General features: G+C 64.3%; 14 protein-coding genes. 9 read left to right on the forward strand and 5 right to left on the reverse strand.

The genetic code is table 11. From position 1 onward, the window contains the following. Positions 1-66: 66 nt before the first annotated feature. Positions 67-741, reverse strand: coding sequence for a helix-turn-helix domain-containing protein (locus tag BLV92_RS25775; protein ID WP_090550611.1), 675 nt, complete (start codon positions 739-741; stop codon positions 67-69). A gap of 234 nt (positions 742-975) precedes the next feature. Between BLV92_RS25775 and BLV92_RS25780 the strand changes: the two genes are divergently transcribed. Together BLV92_RS25780 and amaB are read left to right on the forward strand one after the other, a co-directional pair. Next, positions 976-1,179 (forward strand): DUF6900 domain-containing protein, encoded by a 204-nt coding sequence (locus tag BLV92_RS25780; protein ID WP_143040731.1) that lies wholly within the window; start codon positions 976-978, stop codon positions 1,177-1,179. Between the two features lie 535 nt (positions 1,180-1,714). After that, on the forward strand, positions 1,715-3,214 hold the full coding sequence (amaB, locus tag BLV92_RS25785; protein WP_090550616.1) for an L-piperidine-6-carboxylate dehydrogenase: 1,500 nt from the start codon (positions 1,715-1,717) through the stop codon (positions 3,212-3,214). A 190-nt stretch (positions 3,215-3,404) separates the two neighbouring features. Here amaB and BLV92_RS25790 read toward each other — a convergent pair whose 3' ends face one another. From BLV92_RS25790 to BLV92_RS25800, 3 genes are all read right to left on the reverse strand, one after another. Continuing rightward, positions 3,405-3,920 (reverse strand): metal-dependent hydrolase, encoded by a 516-nt coding sequence (locus BLV92_RS25790; protein ID WP_243842614.1) that lies wholly within the window; start codon positions 3,918-3,920, stop codon positions 3,405-3,407. Positions 3,921-4,056: 136 nt separating this feature from the next. Then, positions 4,057-4,503, reverse strand: a complete 447-nt coding sequence (locus BLV92_RS25795; RefSeq protein ID WP_309147442.1) for a sugar ABC transporter ATPase — start codon at positions 4,501-4,503, stop codon at positions 4,057-4,059. Positions 4,504-4,640: 137 nt separating this feature from the next. Next, a complete protein-coding gene (locus tag BLV92_RS25800; RefSeq protein ID WP_090550617.1) occupies positions 4,641-5,810 on the reverse strand; it encodes a porin in 1,170 nt (389 codons plus the stop codon). A gap of 632 nt (positions 5,811-6,442) precedes the next feature. On the opposite strand from BLV92_RS25800, the gene BLV92_RS25805 reads away from it, so the two are divergent. After that, entirely contained in the window at positions 6,443-6,952 is a 510-nt protein-coding gene (locus BLV92_RS25805) for a hypothetical protein (protein ID WP_090550620.1), read from the forward strand. Between the two features lie 31 nt (positions 6,953-6,983). Here BLV92_RS25805 and BLV92_RS25810 read toward each other — a convergent pair whose 3' ends face one another. Further along, entirely contained in the window at positions 6,984-7,415 is a 432-nt protein-coding gene (locus BLV92_RS25810; protein WP_090550623.1) for a hypothetical protein, read from the reverse strand. Positions 7,416-8,039: 624 nt separating this feature from the next. Here BLV92_RS25810 and BLV92_RS25815 point away from each other — a divergent pair. The 6 genes from BLV92_RS25815 (at position 8,040) to ggt (ending at position 14,858) form a co-directional block, all read left to right on the forward strand. Further along, on the forward strand, positions 8,040-8,735 hold the full coding sequence (locus BLV92_RS25815) for a CDP-alcohol phosphatidyltransferase family protein (RefSeq protein ID WP_090550626.1): 696 nt from the start codon (positions 8,040-8,042) through the stop codon (positions 8,733-8,735). Continuing rightward, the gene (locus BLV92_RS25820) at positions 8,732-9,583 is read left to right on the forward strand and encodes a HalD/BesD family halogenase (RefSeq protein ID WP_090550628.1); all 852 of its coding nucleotides are present in this window, start codon (positions 8,732-8,734) and stop codon (positions 9,581-9,583) included. The genes BLV92_RS25815 and BLV92_RS25820 overlap by 4 nt, the downstream gene beginning before the upstream one ends. After that, positions 9,580-10,593 (forward strand): HpnL family protein, encoded by a 1,014-nt coding sequence (locus BLV92_RS25825; protein ID WP_090550631.1) that lies wholly within the window; start codon positions 9,580-9,582, stop codon positions 10,591-10,593. The genes BLV92_RS25820 and BLV92_RS25825 overlap by 4 nt, the downstream gene beginning before the upstream one ends. Before the next feature lie 27 nt (positions 10,594-10,620). Beyond that, positions 10,621-11,400 (forward strand): phosphocholine cytidylyltransferase family protein, encoded by a 780-nt coding sequence (locus tag BLV92_RS25830; RefSeq protein WP_090550633.1) that lies wholly within the window; start codon positions 10,621-10,623, stop codon positions 11,398-11,400. 207 nt (positions 11,401-11,607) lie between these two features. Beyond that, positions 11,608-13,011 carry an MFS transporter gene (locus tag BLV92_RS25835; RefSeq protein WP_090550636.1) on the forward strand — a complete coding sequence of 468 codons (1,404 nt, stop codon included), beginning with the start codon at positions 11,608-11,610 and terminating at the stop codon, positions 13,009-13,011. Positions 13,012-13,130: 119 nt separating this feature from the next. Beyond that, the gene (gene ggt / locus BLV92_RS25840; protein ID WP_090550638.1) at positions 13,131-14,858 is read left to right on the forward strand and encodes a gamma-glutamyltransferase; all 1,728 of its coding nucleotides are present in this window, start codon (positions 13,131-13,133) and stop codon (positions 14,856-14,858) included. The last annotated feature ends 332 nt before the right edge of the window (positions 14,859-15,190 follow it).

Consider the following 15,190-nt stretch of genomic DNA (forward strand, 5'->3'; position numbering starts at 1 on the left):
GCAGGAGGGAGCCATATTTCGTATCGGCAACCGATGCGTGTGCGGCGGCTAGCGGCCGGGCCGGGCTTATGCCGATGGTTTCGTCTTCTGACGCTGCGGTCTGGTTGCCGCCTGCGCGGCGGTCGGCGCGGTATGCTCGGCGTTGTCGCCGATGACGCTCGTTGCCATCCAGAGAACTTCGGCGTCTTCGTCGCTGGTCGATATCGCTGCGTGTCCGGTGCGGCTGTCGAAGTACAGGCTGTCGCCGGTTTCGAGGTAGGTCGGCGCGTAGAGTTCGGAGTACAGGCAGACACTGCCGTTCAGCACATACAGGAACTCTTCGCCTTCGTGACGCCCCCAGTCGTCGAACGCGTCCAGCGAGTGCGCGGTGATGCGGATACGAAACGGCAGCATCGCTTTGTGCGCGAGGTCCGTGGCAAGCAATTCCATCTGGTAGCCGCGATAGGCGTGGCGCTGTCCGGCGTCCTTGCGCGTCAGCGCACGACGTCCACCGGCATTGGCTTTTGGCGTGGAGCCGAACAGTTCGCCGAGATCGATCTTCAATCCGGCGACGATTTTCTGCAGCACGTCGAACGTCGGCGACATCAGGCCATTCTCGATTTTCGACAGTGTGGAACGAGACACGCCGCACAGACGGCTTGCGGTGTCCAGCGTCAAATCGTGAGCGCGTCGTGCGGTGCGCACGCGGCGCCCGAGGTCTGCACTGGTTGACGTCGGCGATTGAGGGTGCGGAGCGTCCATAAACGGCTGAGACACGCAGGTGGGTTGGCGCAGAAGTTTCCGATCATAGCATTCGGTTGACGTAGGGAAACTCGGCCGGACGGCCAACGCGGGCGGCCATACCGGTTTTCAGGGTTCCCAGAAATACGCAATTTTTGAATGGAGTTTCAATACGCGTCACGGCGTCACGTGTCGCAGGAAGGCTGGCTATTTATGATCTAAATGCAATGACTAATGTCAAGTACGGAGGAAAAAGTGAACGACGAACGCGTCGAATTATTATTGGCCATCGCTCGCCGGACGCTGGACATCGACACCTTTGAATCGACCGGCGAACTCGACACCGACCTGCATGAAGTGAACATCGGAGATGTCGTGCAGGCACTGGAAGCTGCTTACGATGCCGGCCTGCTGGTCGGGTACCGGATCGGCCGGTCCGAGTGCATGGAGAGCTCCTGACGGCTTGCGCGGATATTTGTGCATTTTGTCGGGTTTTGTGCGAGCGGGTGTCGGCAACCAGGGTTTTATCCGCTCGGATGCGAGGCTGCGGCCGCCTTAAACGGTCAATTCGATGCGCATTGCGCGCTTTGGTTTTACGGCGAGCCCGCGATTTTCGTGTTTTCCTCGCAGTTCTTGTACGCCACGGGGTTGTTACTGTTTGCCTTTCGTTTACCGGGTACGAAGCGAATCTGACCGCCATACCTCGTGCTTAAATCGCACAGCCAACCGCTAGGAATTCCCTCCCGCCTTCGGCCGTGCTAAGCACCCCCTATCTTCACTCACCTCACCTGGCTCTTCCGGCGGGAATGGTTTTCCGAACGGAAACGAGGCCTTCAATCCGGCGTTCCGATCGGAAACAAAACAACCGAAACGGGCCTCCGCCCTGAGATCCCCATGTCCCAACTTAGCGGGAGAACCCCGCTTGATACCCCGATTCGGCCCATGTATAGTCGCCGGAGCTAGTTTGTTTCTTATCGGAAATAAAGGGGAAGCCATGAACGCTTCGGATATTCTTGCCGAACTCGGGATCGCGGAACAGGTGCGCGTCGGTGATATCGAGGTGCGGTCGCCGATTTCGGGGGAGCTGATCGGACGTGTCGCCAGCCAGTCGCCGGCGGACGTGGACGATGCGCTGACTCGCGCACATGGTGCGTTCCTCGCGTGGCGCAATGTGCCTGCGCCGCGCCGCGGAGAACTGGTGAGATTGCTGGGCGAGCGTCTACGCGCCAGCAAGCAGGCGTTGGGCAGTCTCGTGTCGCTCGAAGCCGGGAAGATCCTTCAGGAAGGACTCGGCGAAGTGCAGGAAATGATCGATATCTGCGATTTTGCGGTCGGCCTGTCGAGGCAACTGTACGGGTTGACGATCGCATCGGAGCGTCCGGGACACCGGATGGCGGAAACGTGGCATCCGATGGGAACGTGCGCGATCATCTCGGCATTCAATTTTCCGGTTGCGGTGTGGTCCTGGAACGCGGCGCTCGCGCTGGTCTGCGGCAACGCCGTGATCTGGAAGCCGTCCGAGAAAACCCCGCTCACCGCGCTGGCGGTCAACCGGTTGATGGCCGGTGCGCTGGCCGAATTCGGCGATGCGCCGGCCGGACTGGTGTCGGTCGTCAACGGCGGGCGCCAAGTCGGTGCGCAACTGGCGGGGGATCCGCGCGCGGCGATCGTCAGCGCAACCGGCAGCACGGAAATGGGCCGCGCAGTCGGGGTCGCCGTCGCGCAGCGGTTCGGTCGCGCGATCCTCGAACTCGGCGGCAACAATGCGGGCATCGTCACCCCGAGCGCCGATCGCGAACTCGCGTTGCGCGCGATCCTGTTTTCTGCGGTCGGTACGGCGGGGCAGCGGTGTACGTCGCTTCGTCGTCTGTTCGTGCATGACAGCGTTTATCAGCAAACGGTCGAGCGTCTGCGCCAGCTTTATGCGAAGGTTCCGATCGGAAACCCGCTCGATGCCGGCACGCTGATGGGGCCGCTGATCGACGCTCATGCATTCGGGCGGATGCGGGCGGCGCTGCGCGCAGCCGCGGAGGAGGGCGGTAAGGTGACTGGCGGCGAACGTATCGAGGTTGCCGGATTGCCCGGCGGCTATTACGTGCGTCCCGCGCTGGTCGAGATGCCGTCGCAAACCGGAATCGTACTAAAGGAAACTTTTGCTCCGATCCTCTACGTAATGCGATACAGCGACTTCAACGAAGCGATTGCCGCGAACAACGCGGCCGCACACGGGTTGTCGTCGTGCGTGTTCACGACCGATCTGCGCGAAGCCGAGCGTTTCCTTTCGGCATCGGGCAGCGATTGTGGGATTGCCAATGTGAACATCGGGCCGAGCGGCGCGGAAATCGGCGGCGCATTTGGTGGCGAAAAGGAAACCGGCGGCGGTCGGGAGTCGGGATCGGACGCGTGGAAAGGGTACATGCGGCGTGCGACCAATACCGTCAACTACTCGGCTGCGCTTCCGCTTGCGCAGGGGATCGATTTTCGGCTCGATTGACCGTAGCGTGTACCCCCGGGACGCGCGATGAACGCTCCGGGGGCTCGCTGCCGGCTATACAGTTCGTCTCTGTCCGGAAAAAATCATTGTCGGACGGCGGTGGCAAGCCGGATCATGTCGTGCGGCTTGTGTGATCCCGGAGGTATTGCTCAGGCGGATCGGCCTGTAACCATCGCGGCGGTTTCCACCTTTACACCTGCCTCCACCACCGTTCGATCGTCCCGACAGGCCATCCATGCGGCGCTCCATGAACCGCGACGAACCACGCAGCACCCCACGATGCGCCGACGACCAGCAGATCGCAGCGGCCGCTGTTCCACCAGTTCAGCGAATGGCGTCGCGCGATCCACGGCACGCCGAGCGGATTCGGCCAGTCCGCGAGCAGATGGATGACGCCGCCGCACGCAAGGCCGAACACCGGCGCCGCGAGCGGCAGATGGCCGATGCCGTGATACGACCACGCCAGCAGCGCGATCCAGCCGATGCCCCAGTGCGTGATCGTCCGATGCGTGATCCACAGACGCCGCCGTTTCGTCCACCACGCGACTTCCAGCCAGTCCGGCGCGGTGCCGCCGGCCACGCCCGCGAGGAAAGCCAGTGCGGTCCAGAGGTGCCACGGGCCGCCGGCTCCGGCGTGCGTGACCACTGCGGCCGCGATGACGCCGGCGGCCCAGCCGGTCGCGTGATGTGCGTTGCCCGATGCCATCGGATCAGTCTATTTATAGGGAAGAGGAAATCGGACGGAGCACGTCTTTGCAGAAGTGCTCGTGCGGCGACGGAGAGGATATGACGCCAGGTGCGTCAACCGATTACTCCGTCGCGAGGTGAAGTCGGACCGCCCGTCAAATCGTGCAGCGCGCGATATGAAAGCGCATTTCTTCTTCGGGAGGATCGCTGGACGCGGACGGATCGTGCATGACGCGCACCACCGACCCGTTGCCGGAAGGCGTCAGCGTCACCAGGTACGACGCGTTCGACGACGAACCCACCGCCAGTTCAGTCGCGCCACCCGCTTGCGACGCGCGAACCCGCGGCAGGCGATCTTCGAGGCAGGTCGCAATCGATGACGGCGAGCGCAGCGACGACACATAAACCATCGGCGCGGCCGCCGCGGTGTCGTCCGGCGCTGGCGTCGGCGCCGAACCGCACGCGGCAACCAATGCAACGGGAGCGGCGGCAAGCAGGGATTTCGTGAGCGAATTCATGAGCGGCATGGAAGTGACAACGAACGCTGAAAGTGCCGTCGAGTATACGCAGGGTTGCATGCGCCGGTCAGTAAGAAGATGCAACAGCGCGTTCGTCGAAATCGCAGCTTGCCGCGTGATGCGAGCGCCAATAAAAAACGCACATGCGGTTGTGCCGCATGTGCGTTGCGCATCGACGGCAGCCCGGCGGGTTGCGCCGTGCTGCCGCTTCGCTGCGTACTTTAGAAGCGGTGACGCAGGCCGACCGTCGCCGCGACCTGGTTGCCGTTCGTCGACGCCGGCAGCGTGTTGATCGCTGCGACGTTCGAGATGCCGTTGCCCGTGGCGTCATAGCCCAGCGAGCCGGAAGCATGCTGATACACGCCCGCGAGGTACACGTCCGTGCGCTTGCTGAACGAATAGTCGGTCGCGAGCATGACCGTGTGCCACTTCGGATCGTTCCGGCCGTAGCTGCTGCCGGTCACGCGGCCGTCGGTGAACGTGTACGAACCGAGCAGCGCGAGCGCCGGGGTCAGGTGGTACGCGCCGTTGACCTCGTAGTTGTTGGTGTGCAGGTTCAACCCGCCGAGACCGTTCGTTGCGCCCGACGCGGCGCCGCCGCTGCTCAACGAGGCCAGGCCGTCGATCTGAGAATGCGTCCACACGAGGCCGACCAGCGCCGGGCCGAACGCGTAGGTTGCGCCGACGCCGTACGTGCGTTGCAGCCGCGCGGAGATGTTGGTGTCGGACGAGGCCGCGCCTTGCGCGCTACCCAGCGCACCCGAGTTGTTCAGTTGCAGATAGGCGGCGGCGACATTCAGCGGGCCGTAGTTGTACGACGCGCCTGCGCTCCATGCGCGGCCGTTCGAGAAGCCCTCCGGGTCGTTGCTGAAGCCGTACAGGCCGCCGAACTTGAAGCCGGCGTAGTTCACGCTTTCATACTTGACCGCGTTCTTGATCGAGAACGACTGCGCGAGGTTGTCGTTGTCGAACGGGTGGCCGGCCAGGTTGTTGCCGAAGCCCATGCCCGCCGCCGACAGCGGCGACAGGTAGTCGACGACCGAGTCGTACTGGCGGCCGAGCGTCAGCGTGCCGAACTGGTTGCTCTGCAGGCCGACGTACGCCTTGCGGTTGAAGCCGGTTTCGCCGTGGTAGCCGCCGTTGTTCAGATTGAAGCCGCTTTCCAGGGTGAAGATCGCCTTCAGGCCGCCGCCGAGGTCTTCCGCGCCGCGCAGGCCGAAGTACGTGTTCGACACCGAGCCGCTGTTCTGGATCCACGCGCTGTGGCCCGCGACGTTGTTCGCGTAGACGATGCCTGCGTCCAGCGAACCGTACAACGTCACGCTGCTCTGCGCGTGCGCGCCCATTGCGAAGACGCCGAGAACGCCGGCGGCGATAAGGGTTTTTTTCATGGTTTCTAACTCCGGACAGTACTTGAGAATCACACCGACGCGTATAGGGCTGTCGCAGCGGTGATCTGATGATTCGGAGCAGAGTGTATTCGCGTCCCCCGGGTCTTTCCCTTTATCTCGCGCAACAATGCTTGTGGAAATTTGTAACAAATGGATTAATGGCAGTAAGTAATTGGTATTAAAAGGATTTTGTAGGACGTGAAAATGTAAAAGAAGTTTGTCAATGATAATTCTGTTGCGTGCGTGCGACGATTCCCGGAAATGGCCGTCTGTCAAGCGTTTCGGCAGTCTGATCGATTTCTTGATCTAGATTAAGACGTGAGCCAGGAAGGCATTGTTGCAGCCCCGATGGTGAAAGGCTGCGCGGTTCAGAGATACAATTTGTTTGCCCTTGACCAAGGGTGGTCTTTTTCATCTGTTTTTTTAGCGGCCTTCGGGCCGCTTTTTTTTGATAAAAGCTAATTCCTGTTTAGATAGATTATTGGCGGCCTGAAAAGGGTTTCGGAAATATAATGTGGTTTATCGCCGCAGTTATATCCCGATAGATCTGTCGTGCGTGTTCCGATCGCTTGCAGGTAAAATCCTGCGCTTGCCCGCCTGGCGGGCAGCCCAGCAACTCCGCGAATGCCGCCATGACGACCGACTCTCCCGCCGCCGCCTCCGACTCCTCCGCCTCGCCCGAAATCCAGCAGGACCCGCGCCTGTGGCGCAAGGACGGCTGGACCGCGCGCGTGATCAAGAACGAAGACGACGACGGCTGGGCCGTCGCGATGATCAAGGACGGCGAACCGGAGCCCGCGCTGGTCGGCCCGTGGACGATGGGGCGGGACAAGAAGAATCCAAAGCCGCTCGACGCCGCTGCGTTCGGCACGCTGGTGAAGACGGCGAGCGAGGTGTTGCGTCGTCACGAGCAGCAGTTGCATGCGCAGTTGCACAAGCGCGTGACGGTCGACGGCGACCACGGCGACATCGACGTGACGCTCGACATCGTGCCGGACGAGTACGAGCCCTACGCGCTGCTGACCGCGTTTGACGCGTTCGGCGGGCAACTGGCGCAGCAGCGCGTCGAGCCGACGTTCAAGCTGTCGAAGTCGGCCGCGCAGGCGTGGGCGGCGGGCGGTTTCGGCCGCGTCGGCGGCTGACGCGTAACGTATGACGCGCGCCGCCGCGAGGTCAGTCCTGCTTGCAGAAGATCGCGGTCAGGAGCGGCGCCGCATGATAGACGATCGCGGCATTGCCGGCGGCGCGCACCGCGGCCTCGACCTTGCCCTGGCTGCCGAGCACGACCGCGCCATAGGCCGAGCGCGCGATCGGCTTGCCGCTGCCGGTCCGGAAAAGCGGGTCGTCCTGCTGGAATCCGACGATCGCGAACACGCTGAAGCCGTATGCGGTCAGGTGCTGGTCGTGGGCGGGCCAGAACGCGTTGATCGAGTTGTCCTCGACGCGCATCGGCTTGGGCTCGATCAATTGCTGGTCGACGAGGCCGGACACGAACTCGTGCGCGGACATCCTGCACGTCAGCAGGTCGTCGAGGGTGGCCGGGCGGCCGATGGCGGGGAGCGCCGCGAGCAGCAGCGCAAGGGCGAGGCGGGTAAGGCGTTTCATCCGGGTCAGGGTTCGAGTTCGGCCGGGAGCAGAGCGTGCGCCGGGCGGGTGCGTAAGCCTGTTTCAGAGGCACGCACTGTACGCGGGTTCGAACGAATGTGCTTGCGGCAGCGCAGTAATTGGCGTCGCTCGATCAGTTCCGCACTGTCCTTGATGTCTTCGTGACCATGGCGCTCGGCACCGGATCGTTTCCGGACGATGGCGCGAAAGAGTGTCAAATCCGCAGGCCCTTAAAACGCGATGGCCGATTCTGTGGATGGCGCGGCGGGTAGCGCCTTGACCTGGGTTGGGGTGCGTTCGGGTTATCTGCGGGCCTGCGGTTTGCTTGATCGGGAGGCATGGTTTCGGGTGCCGTCGGTCGTCCCCGACGCGGCGGTCCTATCCGCTCTATTCCCGCAGCGATTGGGCGTCATAGTCGTGGGAGTTATCAGCGCGGGATCCGGAAAGCGCGCGCTTTTTTCAGCATCTTCCGCCGGACAACCACCGGCCGAAACGGCCCGCATCCGAGCCCCCGGTTCCGCGGCGATACCGCCGCCAGGCCGGGCTCTCAGCGGTCCGGCGTCTATCCCGATACGTGCCGCCCCCCAACACACGCAAATACGGCTTCGACTATACTTCGCGGTTATGACTGGAAAAGACCAACCTGGGAAAACGGCGCCGATCGCGGTGCCGCTGCCCCGCACCTGGGACGCGCGCGCCGCGCGCTGGCTCGTCACGCCGCTTGTCCACACGCGTGTCACCCCGAACCACCTCACCACGTTGCGCCTCGCGATCGGACTGGCCGGCGCGTATTGCCTCGCGCTCGGCGGCTTTACGCACGTCAACATCGGCGCATTTTTGATCGTTTTGTCGAATTTTGTTGATCACACCGATGGCGAACTGGCCCGCATCAGCGGTAAAACCAGCCGTATTGGTCATTTCTACGATCTCGCCGCCGATGCGGTCGTGACCGTGCTGCTGTTCTTCGGCATGGGCTACGGGCTAGGCGTCCAGTCGTCCGGCGCCGGGTGGCACGTGCCGCCCGCGGTGCTCGGCGGGCTGGCGGGCGTCGCGGTCGCGGCGATCTTCTTCCTGCGGATGCGGATCGAGGAAATGGCCGGCAAAGTCGGCACGAAACAGGCGTTCGTCGGGGGCTTCGAGACGGAGGACGTTCTCTATCTGTTGCCGCTCGTGACGCTCACCGGTATCGTGGCGCCTTTCGTCGTCGCGGCGTCGATTGGTGCACCGCTGTTTGCGCTGTGGGTCGTGGTCGACTACTGGCGCGTGACGCGCCGGCTCCGTCCCGCGAAGGAAACCAGCCAGATGTGGATCAGCAGATGAGTGCGCAAGCAGAACAAGAACAGGTCGTCCCGTCCACCGCCCCCCGTTTCTCCGGCGGCCCCGCGCCGCAATCCACCGCACCCGGCGCCGACCCGGCCCGGGCCGTCGCGGCGGCGCTGCGTCCGCTGGATAATGCGCGTCTGCGCGGCGAATACGTGGATCAGGGCTCGTTCCTGTACCTGTCCGAGTTCCTGCCCGCCGACGCGACGCAACAACTGATCGACGCGGCGCGCGCGCTGCTTCCCGAAGTCAACCGCAACTACCTGCCGGGCCACAAGGCGGGCGGCAGCGTGAGCCGCCACACGATCGACCGGCTCGCGCCGTACATCGCGCAGCTTTACCGCTCGCCGGAACTGATCGCGTGGCTCGAAAAGATCACTGGCGACCGGCTGCAACTGTCGCCGCAGGACGATCCGCACGCGTATGCGCTGTACTACTACACGCGCGCAGGCGACCACATCGGCTGGCACTACGACACGTCGTATTACGACGGCCGCCGCTACACAGTGCTGTTCGGCGTGATCGACGACTCGTCGTGCACGCTCGACTACGAGTTGCACACGCGCGACGACAGCCGTTCGGACCAACCCGGCTCGGTCCAGTATCCGCCGGGTTCGCTGGTGCTGTTCGACGGCGACAAGCTGCGCCACCGTGTCACGCCGGCCGCCGAAGGCGAGATGCGCGTGTCGCTGACGTTCGAGTACGTGACGAACCCGAACATGCGCCCGTGGCGCCGTTTCATTTCGAACATGAAGGACGCGATCGCGTACTTCGGCTTTCGCCAGGTGTTCCGCAAGGCAATCCTCGCGGGCCGGCGCGGCGGCGGCACCGGGGGAGAGTCCGCGTGAGTCGCGCTGCGCTCCTGCTGCTGTCGATCGGCGCGGCACTCTTCATCGCGCTGCTGGCCTGGCAAGGGCTCGGATCGGTGACGACCGCGCTGGCGACCGCCGGCTGGGGGCTCGGACTGCTCGCTGTCGTGCATGTGGTGCCGCTCGCGTTCGACGCGGGGGCGATCGCGGTGATGTTCGGCCGGCATGATCCAGTCGATCAGCGCGACGCGCTGCTCGCGCGCTGGACCGGCGAGGCGGTGAACAGCCTGCTGCCGGCCGGCCAGATCGGCGGCCCGGTCGTGATGGTGCGCCAGCTCACGCAGCGCGGGATGCGGATGCGCGATGCGGCGGCCGCGATCACCGTCAGCACGACGTTGCAGGCAGTCGCGCAGATCCTGTTCGCGGTGTTCGGCATACTGCTGTTTTGCGTGTACGCGTCGCATGGCGCGCCGCGCAATCTCGGCATCGCGGCGGCGATCGCGACCGTGGTGCTGTCGTCGATGATCGCGCTGTTCTACGTCGCGCAGCGGCGCGGGCTGTTCGGGCGCACGCTGCGCGTCGCCGCGAAGCTGTTCGGCAAGCGCGACTGGTCGTCGCTGACGAGCCGCGCCGATGCGGTCGATGAAGCCGTGAAGGAACTGTATCGGCAGCGCGGCAAGGCGGCGGCGAGTTTCGCCTTCAGCCTCGTCGGCTGGCTGGCCGGCACGGTCGAGGTGTGGCTCGCGCTGCGCTTCCTCGGCCATCCGGTCGGCTGGGTCGACGCGCTGCTGCTCGAAAGCGTCGGCCAGGCGATCCGCGGCGCGGCGTTCGCGATTCCGGGCTCGCTCGGCGTGCAGGAGGGCGGTTATCTGCTGCTCGCGCCGCTTGTCGGGCTGCCGCCCGACGCCGCGCTCGCGCTGTCGCTCGCGAAGCGCGCGCGCGAAATCATGCTGGGCCTGCCGGGCCTGCTTTATCTGCATTTCAGCGAACGGAACTGGCAGCGTCGGCGCGCGGTGCGCGTGCCGACTGCTGTCGAAGCCGTCGATTAAGTTTTTTTCCCGAGGAACGCTTTACGCATGCGCGCGATCATTCTTGCCGCGGGCCTTGGCCTGCGCCTTCAGCAACAGGCTGGAGAACAGTTTCCGAAATGCCTGCTGCCGTTCGAAGGGGTGTCGCTGCTGGAGCGTCACCTGCAACTGCTCGAAGCGGCCGGCGTGACCGAAGTCGTGCTTGCGCTCGGCTTTCAGCCTGAGCAGGTGGACGCCGAACTGAAGCGGATCGGCTGGCCGCATCCGGTCGAGACGGTGCTGAACACGCGTTTCGATCTGGGCAGCGTGCTGACCGTGCATTGCGTCGCCGATGCGCTGACGCGCGGCGGCGACGTGCTGCTGATGGACGCCGATGTGCTGTACGACGAGCGCGTGCTCGCACCGCTGGTCGCCGGCGACGCGCCGACGAACCGTTTGTTGATCGACCGCGACTTCGAGGCCGGCGACGAGCCGGTGAAGCTGTGCCTGCGCGACGGCGTGCCGGTCGAACTGCGCAAGCAACTCGCGGTCGGGCTGCAATACGACACCATCGGCGAGTCGGTTGGCTTCTTCCGGCTGAACGAAGCGACCGCGAAGCGGTTCGCGCAGATCGTCGCCGGTTATGTCGACAGCGGCCGCGCGAACCTGCCGCACGAAGAAGCGGTGCGCGACCTGCTGCTCGAACGCGGCCCGGAGTTCGACACCGCGGACGTGACCGGCGCGCCGTGGATCGAGATCGACTTCCCGAACGACGTCGTGCGCGCGGCCGAAGAAGTGCTGCCGCAGTTGCGTCCGGTCGTGAGCCGCGTGAAGCAGCCGACACTGTAAATCCCGCCTTATTCGATGATCGATGGCCCGCCGCTGTATGCGCGGGCCATTGTTTGTCCGCCAGTTTTTCTCGTTTTCGGATCGTAAAAAGTCGCGCCGCCGCGGCACACGATTCGTTTTCCTGCGTTTCCGCGGCAACATGGGGCCGCAACACGATGCCATAATGGCGGCTTTACGCCGTCAGCCGCGCTGACTGTCGTTCCGCCCATGCCACTCGCCCTCGGCACTTTCATCGTCCCGCTCATCGTCGCCTGCGCGATGTTCATGGAGAACGTGGACGCGACGGTCATCGTCACTTCGCTGCCCGCACTGGCGCGGGACCTCGGCCACGATCCGATCACGCTGAAACTCGCGGTCACGAGCTACGTGATCGGCCTCGGCGTGTTCATCCCGATCTGCGGCTGGGTCGCGGACCGCTTCGGTTCGCGCACCGTGTTTCGTACCGCGATCGGAATTTTCATTGCCGGGTCGCTGCTGTGCGCGGCGTCCACGTCGTTGACGATGTTCGTCGCCGCGCGCTTCGTGCAGGGCATCGGCGGCGCGATGATGGTGCCGGTCGGGCGCATCATCATCTTCCGTTCGCTGCCGAAGTCCGACTTCATTCGCGCGGTCAACTATCTGACCGTGCCCGCGTTGCTCGGGCCGGTGGTCGGACCGCCGCTCGGCGGTTTCATCACCACGTTCCTGCACTGGCGGCTGATTTTTTTCGTCAACATTCCAATCGGGGTGCTCGGCATCTGGCTCGCGGGACGGCACATCGCGAACATGCACGAAGAGCATCCAGGGCGGCTCGATCTGGTCGGTTTCCTGTTGTCCGCCGGTGGCGCGGCGCTGTTTATGCTCGGCCTGTCGCTCGTCGGCAGCGGGCTCGTGCCGGTTGGCAGCGCGCTCGCGATGTGTGTCGGCGGCGTGGTGCTGCTCGCGATCTACTGGTTCCATGCGCGGCGCGTCGAGCGGCCGGTGCTCGATCTGAGCCTGCTGCGGATTCCGAGTTTCAACGCGAGCGTCGCCGGCGGCTCGCTGTTTCGTATCGGGCTCGGCGCCGTGCCGTTCCTGCTGCCGCTGACGTTGCAGGAGGGACTGGGCATGACCGCGTTCGCGTCCGGCTCGATCACGTGCGCGTCGGCGTTCGGCTCGATCTTCATGAAGACGATTGCGTCGCGCGCGTTGCGGCGCTACGGGTTTCGTCATGTGCTGATCGTCAACGCGATGCTCGCGGGCGCGTCGATTGCCGCGTGCGGATTTTTCTTTCCCGATACGCCGCGCTGGGCGATCCTGCTGATCGTGCTGATCGGCGGCCTGTTTCCTTCGTTGCAGTTCACCGCGCTCAACTCGCTCGCGTATGCGGACATCCCGACGCGCGACATCGGCCGCGCAACGAGTGTCGCGAGCGTGATCCAGCAACTGTCGCTCGGGCTCGGCGTGACGATCGCCGGCATCGTGCTGCAGATTTCGCATACGCTCCAGGGCCATCCGACGATCGTCTGGTCGGATTTCTGGCCCGCGTTCGTCGTGGTCGGATTGTTCTGCGTCGCGTCGGTTCCGGTCACGATGCGTCTGCCGGCCGGCACCGGCGACGAGATCGCGCGCGGCACGCGCCGCGCCGCGTAGGCGCCGACGCCCGCGCCAGGCAGGCATCAGGCAGGCGCCCGGCTCGCAAACGATTGACGTGCGTGTTATAAGGCCAGGGCAGGACGTGAGTTGATGAACGGAATCATGGAGGAAGCTCAATGAAGTTGATCGACAGAACAAGAATTTCCGCAGGCACTCTCGCACTCGTCACGCTGACCGCAATTTCTACCGGTTTCCTCGAAGCCACGCCGGCGCTTGCGAAGGCGCCGCAGCAGAAGCCGGTATTGACCGCATCGGCGGTCGCGGTCGCCGACCGCTACGCAGCCGATGCCGCGGAGCAGATCTTTCGCGAAGGCGGCAACGCGGTGGACGCCGCGGTCGCGATCGCGTTCACGCTGGCCGTCACGTATCCGGAGGCGGGCAACATCGGCGGCGGCGGATTCATGACGCTGTACGTCGACGGCAAGCCGTATTTCCTCGACTTTCGCGAGCGCGCGCCGCTCGCCGCGACCCGCACGATGTACCTCGACGAGCAGGGCAACGTGATCAAGGGCAAGAGCCTGTACGGCGGCTATGCGGTCGGCGTGCCGGGCACTGTCGACGGCATGTGGGAAGCGCAGCGCCGCTTCGGCAAGCTCAAATGGAAGCAGGTGCTCGCGCCCGCGATCCACTATGCGCGCGATGGCTTCGAAGTCGACGAGCAACTGGTGAAGCGCCGCGACGACGCGTCGAAGCAGTTCGACGGCAAGACGAACTTCGACCAGTATTTCGGCGGGATGAAGCAGGGCGAGACGTTCCGTCAGCCCGAACTCGCGGCGGTGCTCACGCGCATCGCGAACGACGGCGCGAAGGACTTCTACAACGGCCGCACCGCCGATCTGATCGCCGCGTCGATGAAGGGCAACGGCCTCATCACGAAGCGCGATCTGCAGGACTACAAGGCGGTATGGCGGCAGCCGGTCGAGGCGAAGTGGAACGGTTATGACGTCATCACCGCGCCGCCGCCGAGTTCGGGCGGCGTCGGCCTCGTGCAGCTGCTGAAGATGAAGGCCGATCTCGCGCCGCAGTTCAAGGACGTGCCGCTGAATTCGCCGCAGTACATCCATCTGACCGCGGAGATCGAGAAGCGCGTGTTCGCGGACCGCGCGCAGTATCTCGGCGACCCGGACTTCTACAAGGTGCCGGTCGCGCAACTGACCGACGACGCGTATCTCGCGAAGCGCGCGGCCGAAGTCGATCCGGACAAGCCGTCGGACACGAAGAGCGTGCAGCCGGGCCTCGGCACGTCGATGCCGGAGAAGGCAGAAACGACGCACTTCTCGGTGGTCGACAGGTGGGGCAACGCGGTGTCGAGCACGTACACGATCAACGGCTACTTCGGGTCGGGCGTCGTCGTGCCGGGCGCGGGCATCGTGCTGAACGACGAGATGGACGACTTCGCGTCGAAGCCGGGCGTGCCGAACATGTTCGGCGTGGTCGGCAGCGATGCGAACGCGATCGCGCCCAGGAAGCGGCCGCTGTCGTCGATGACGCCGACGATCCTGACGAAGGACGGCAAGGTCGCGCTCGTGATCGGCACGCCGGGCGGCTCGCGGATCTTCACGTCGATCTTCCAGGTGGTCAACAACCTGTACGACTTCGATATGCCGTTGAAAGACGCGGTCGGCGCGATGCGCTTCCATCATCAACTGCTGCCGCCGAACACGATTTTCTGGGAGCCGTACCAGCCGATCGACGGCCCGCTCGCGAAGCAGGTGGAGGCGAAGGGTTACGTGCTGAAGGGGCAGGACTTCAACGGCGACATCCAGGCAATCCGTATCGACGGCGACACGCCGGAAGCCGCCGCCGACCCGCGCGGCCGCGGCGTGACGCGGATCGTTCAATAGCCGTATCAGGGATGCGCGCCGGGTCGTTCCCGCCGGCGCGCGCGAACGTCCAAGCCGATGCGTCGGCGGGTTTCCTGGTTATGCGTAGTGATTCATTTTGCGGCATAACCTTTCATTTTGTGCGCGTTTGTCCCCATTAATGAGGATTGAACGACGAAATTCCTCGCGTACCATGCAAACTCCGGTGACGGTACAGCAACTGCGCCGGCGTGTGTTTTGAGTGGCGGCTTCGGCCGCCCACTTTCTTTCTGCACAAGAATTTTCCTTTAGGCAACTGCGGTGTGGACGCCCGTCCACAGTCGGCGTTGCTGTCTTGAACACCCCGATTCGTC

Origin of the sequence: Paraburkholderia caballeronis, assembly GCF_900104845.1 — a bacterium.
Classification (GTDB): domain Bacteria; phylum Pseudomonadota; class Gammaproteobacteria; order Burkholderiales; family Burkholderiaceae; genus Paraburkholderia; species Paraburkholderia caballeronis.

What these genes read in the sequence shown, in the direction of transcription:
- BLV92_RS25835 (WP_090550636.1), top strand. Translation starts at nt 11,608, where the DNA reads ATGCCACTCGCCCTCGGCACTTTCATCGTCCCGCTCATCGTCGCCTGC.
- BLV92_RS25775 (WP_090550611.1), bottom strand. Translation starts at nt 741, where the DNA reads ATGGACGCTCCGCACCCTCAATCGCCGACGTCAACCAGTGCAGACCTC.
- BLV92_RS25800 (WP_090550617.1), bottom strand. Translation starts at nt 5,810, where the DNA reads ATGAAAAAAACCCTTATCGCCGCCGGCGTTCTCGGCGTCTTCGCAATG.
- BLV92_RS25815 (WP_090550626.1), top strand. Translation starts at nt 8,040, where the DNA reads ATGACTGGAAAAGACCAACCTGGGAAAACGGCGCCGATCGCGGTGCCG.
- BLV92_RS25820 (WP_090550628.1), top strand. Translation starts at nt 8,732, where the DNA reads ATGAGTGCGCAAGCAGAACAAGAACAGGTCGTCCCGTCCACCGCCCCC.
- BLV92_RS25790 (WP_243842614.1), bottom strand. Translation starts at nt 3,920, where the DNA reads ATGGCATCGGGCAACGCACATCACGCGACCGGCTGGGCCGCCGGCGTC.
- ggt (WP_090550638.1), top strand. Translation starts at nt 13,131, where the DNA reads ATGAAGTTGATCGACAGAACAAGAATTTCCGCAGGCACTCTCGCACTC.
- BLV92_RS25805 (WP_090550620.1), top strand. Translation starts at nt 6,443, where the DNA reads ATGACGACCGACTCTCCCGCCGCCGCCTCCGACTCCTCCGCCTCGCCC.
- BLV92_RS25830 (WP_090550633.1), top strand. Translation starts at nt 10,621, where the DNA reads ATGCGCGCGATCATTCTTGCCGCGGGCCTTGGCCTGCGCCTTCAGCAA.
- amaB (WP_090550616.1), top strand. Translation starts at nt 1,715, where the DNA reads ATGAACGCTTCGGATATTCTTGCCGAACTCGGGATCGCGGAACAGGTG.
- BLV92_RS25810 (WP_090550623.1), bottom strand. Translation starts at nt 7,415, where the DNA reads ATGAAACGCCTTACCCGCCTCGCCCTTGCGCTGCTGCTCGCGGCGCTC.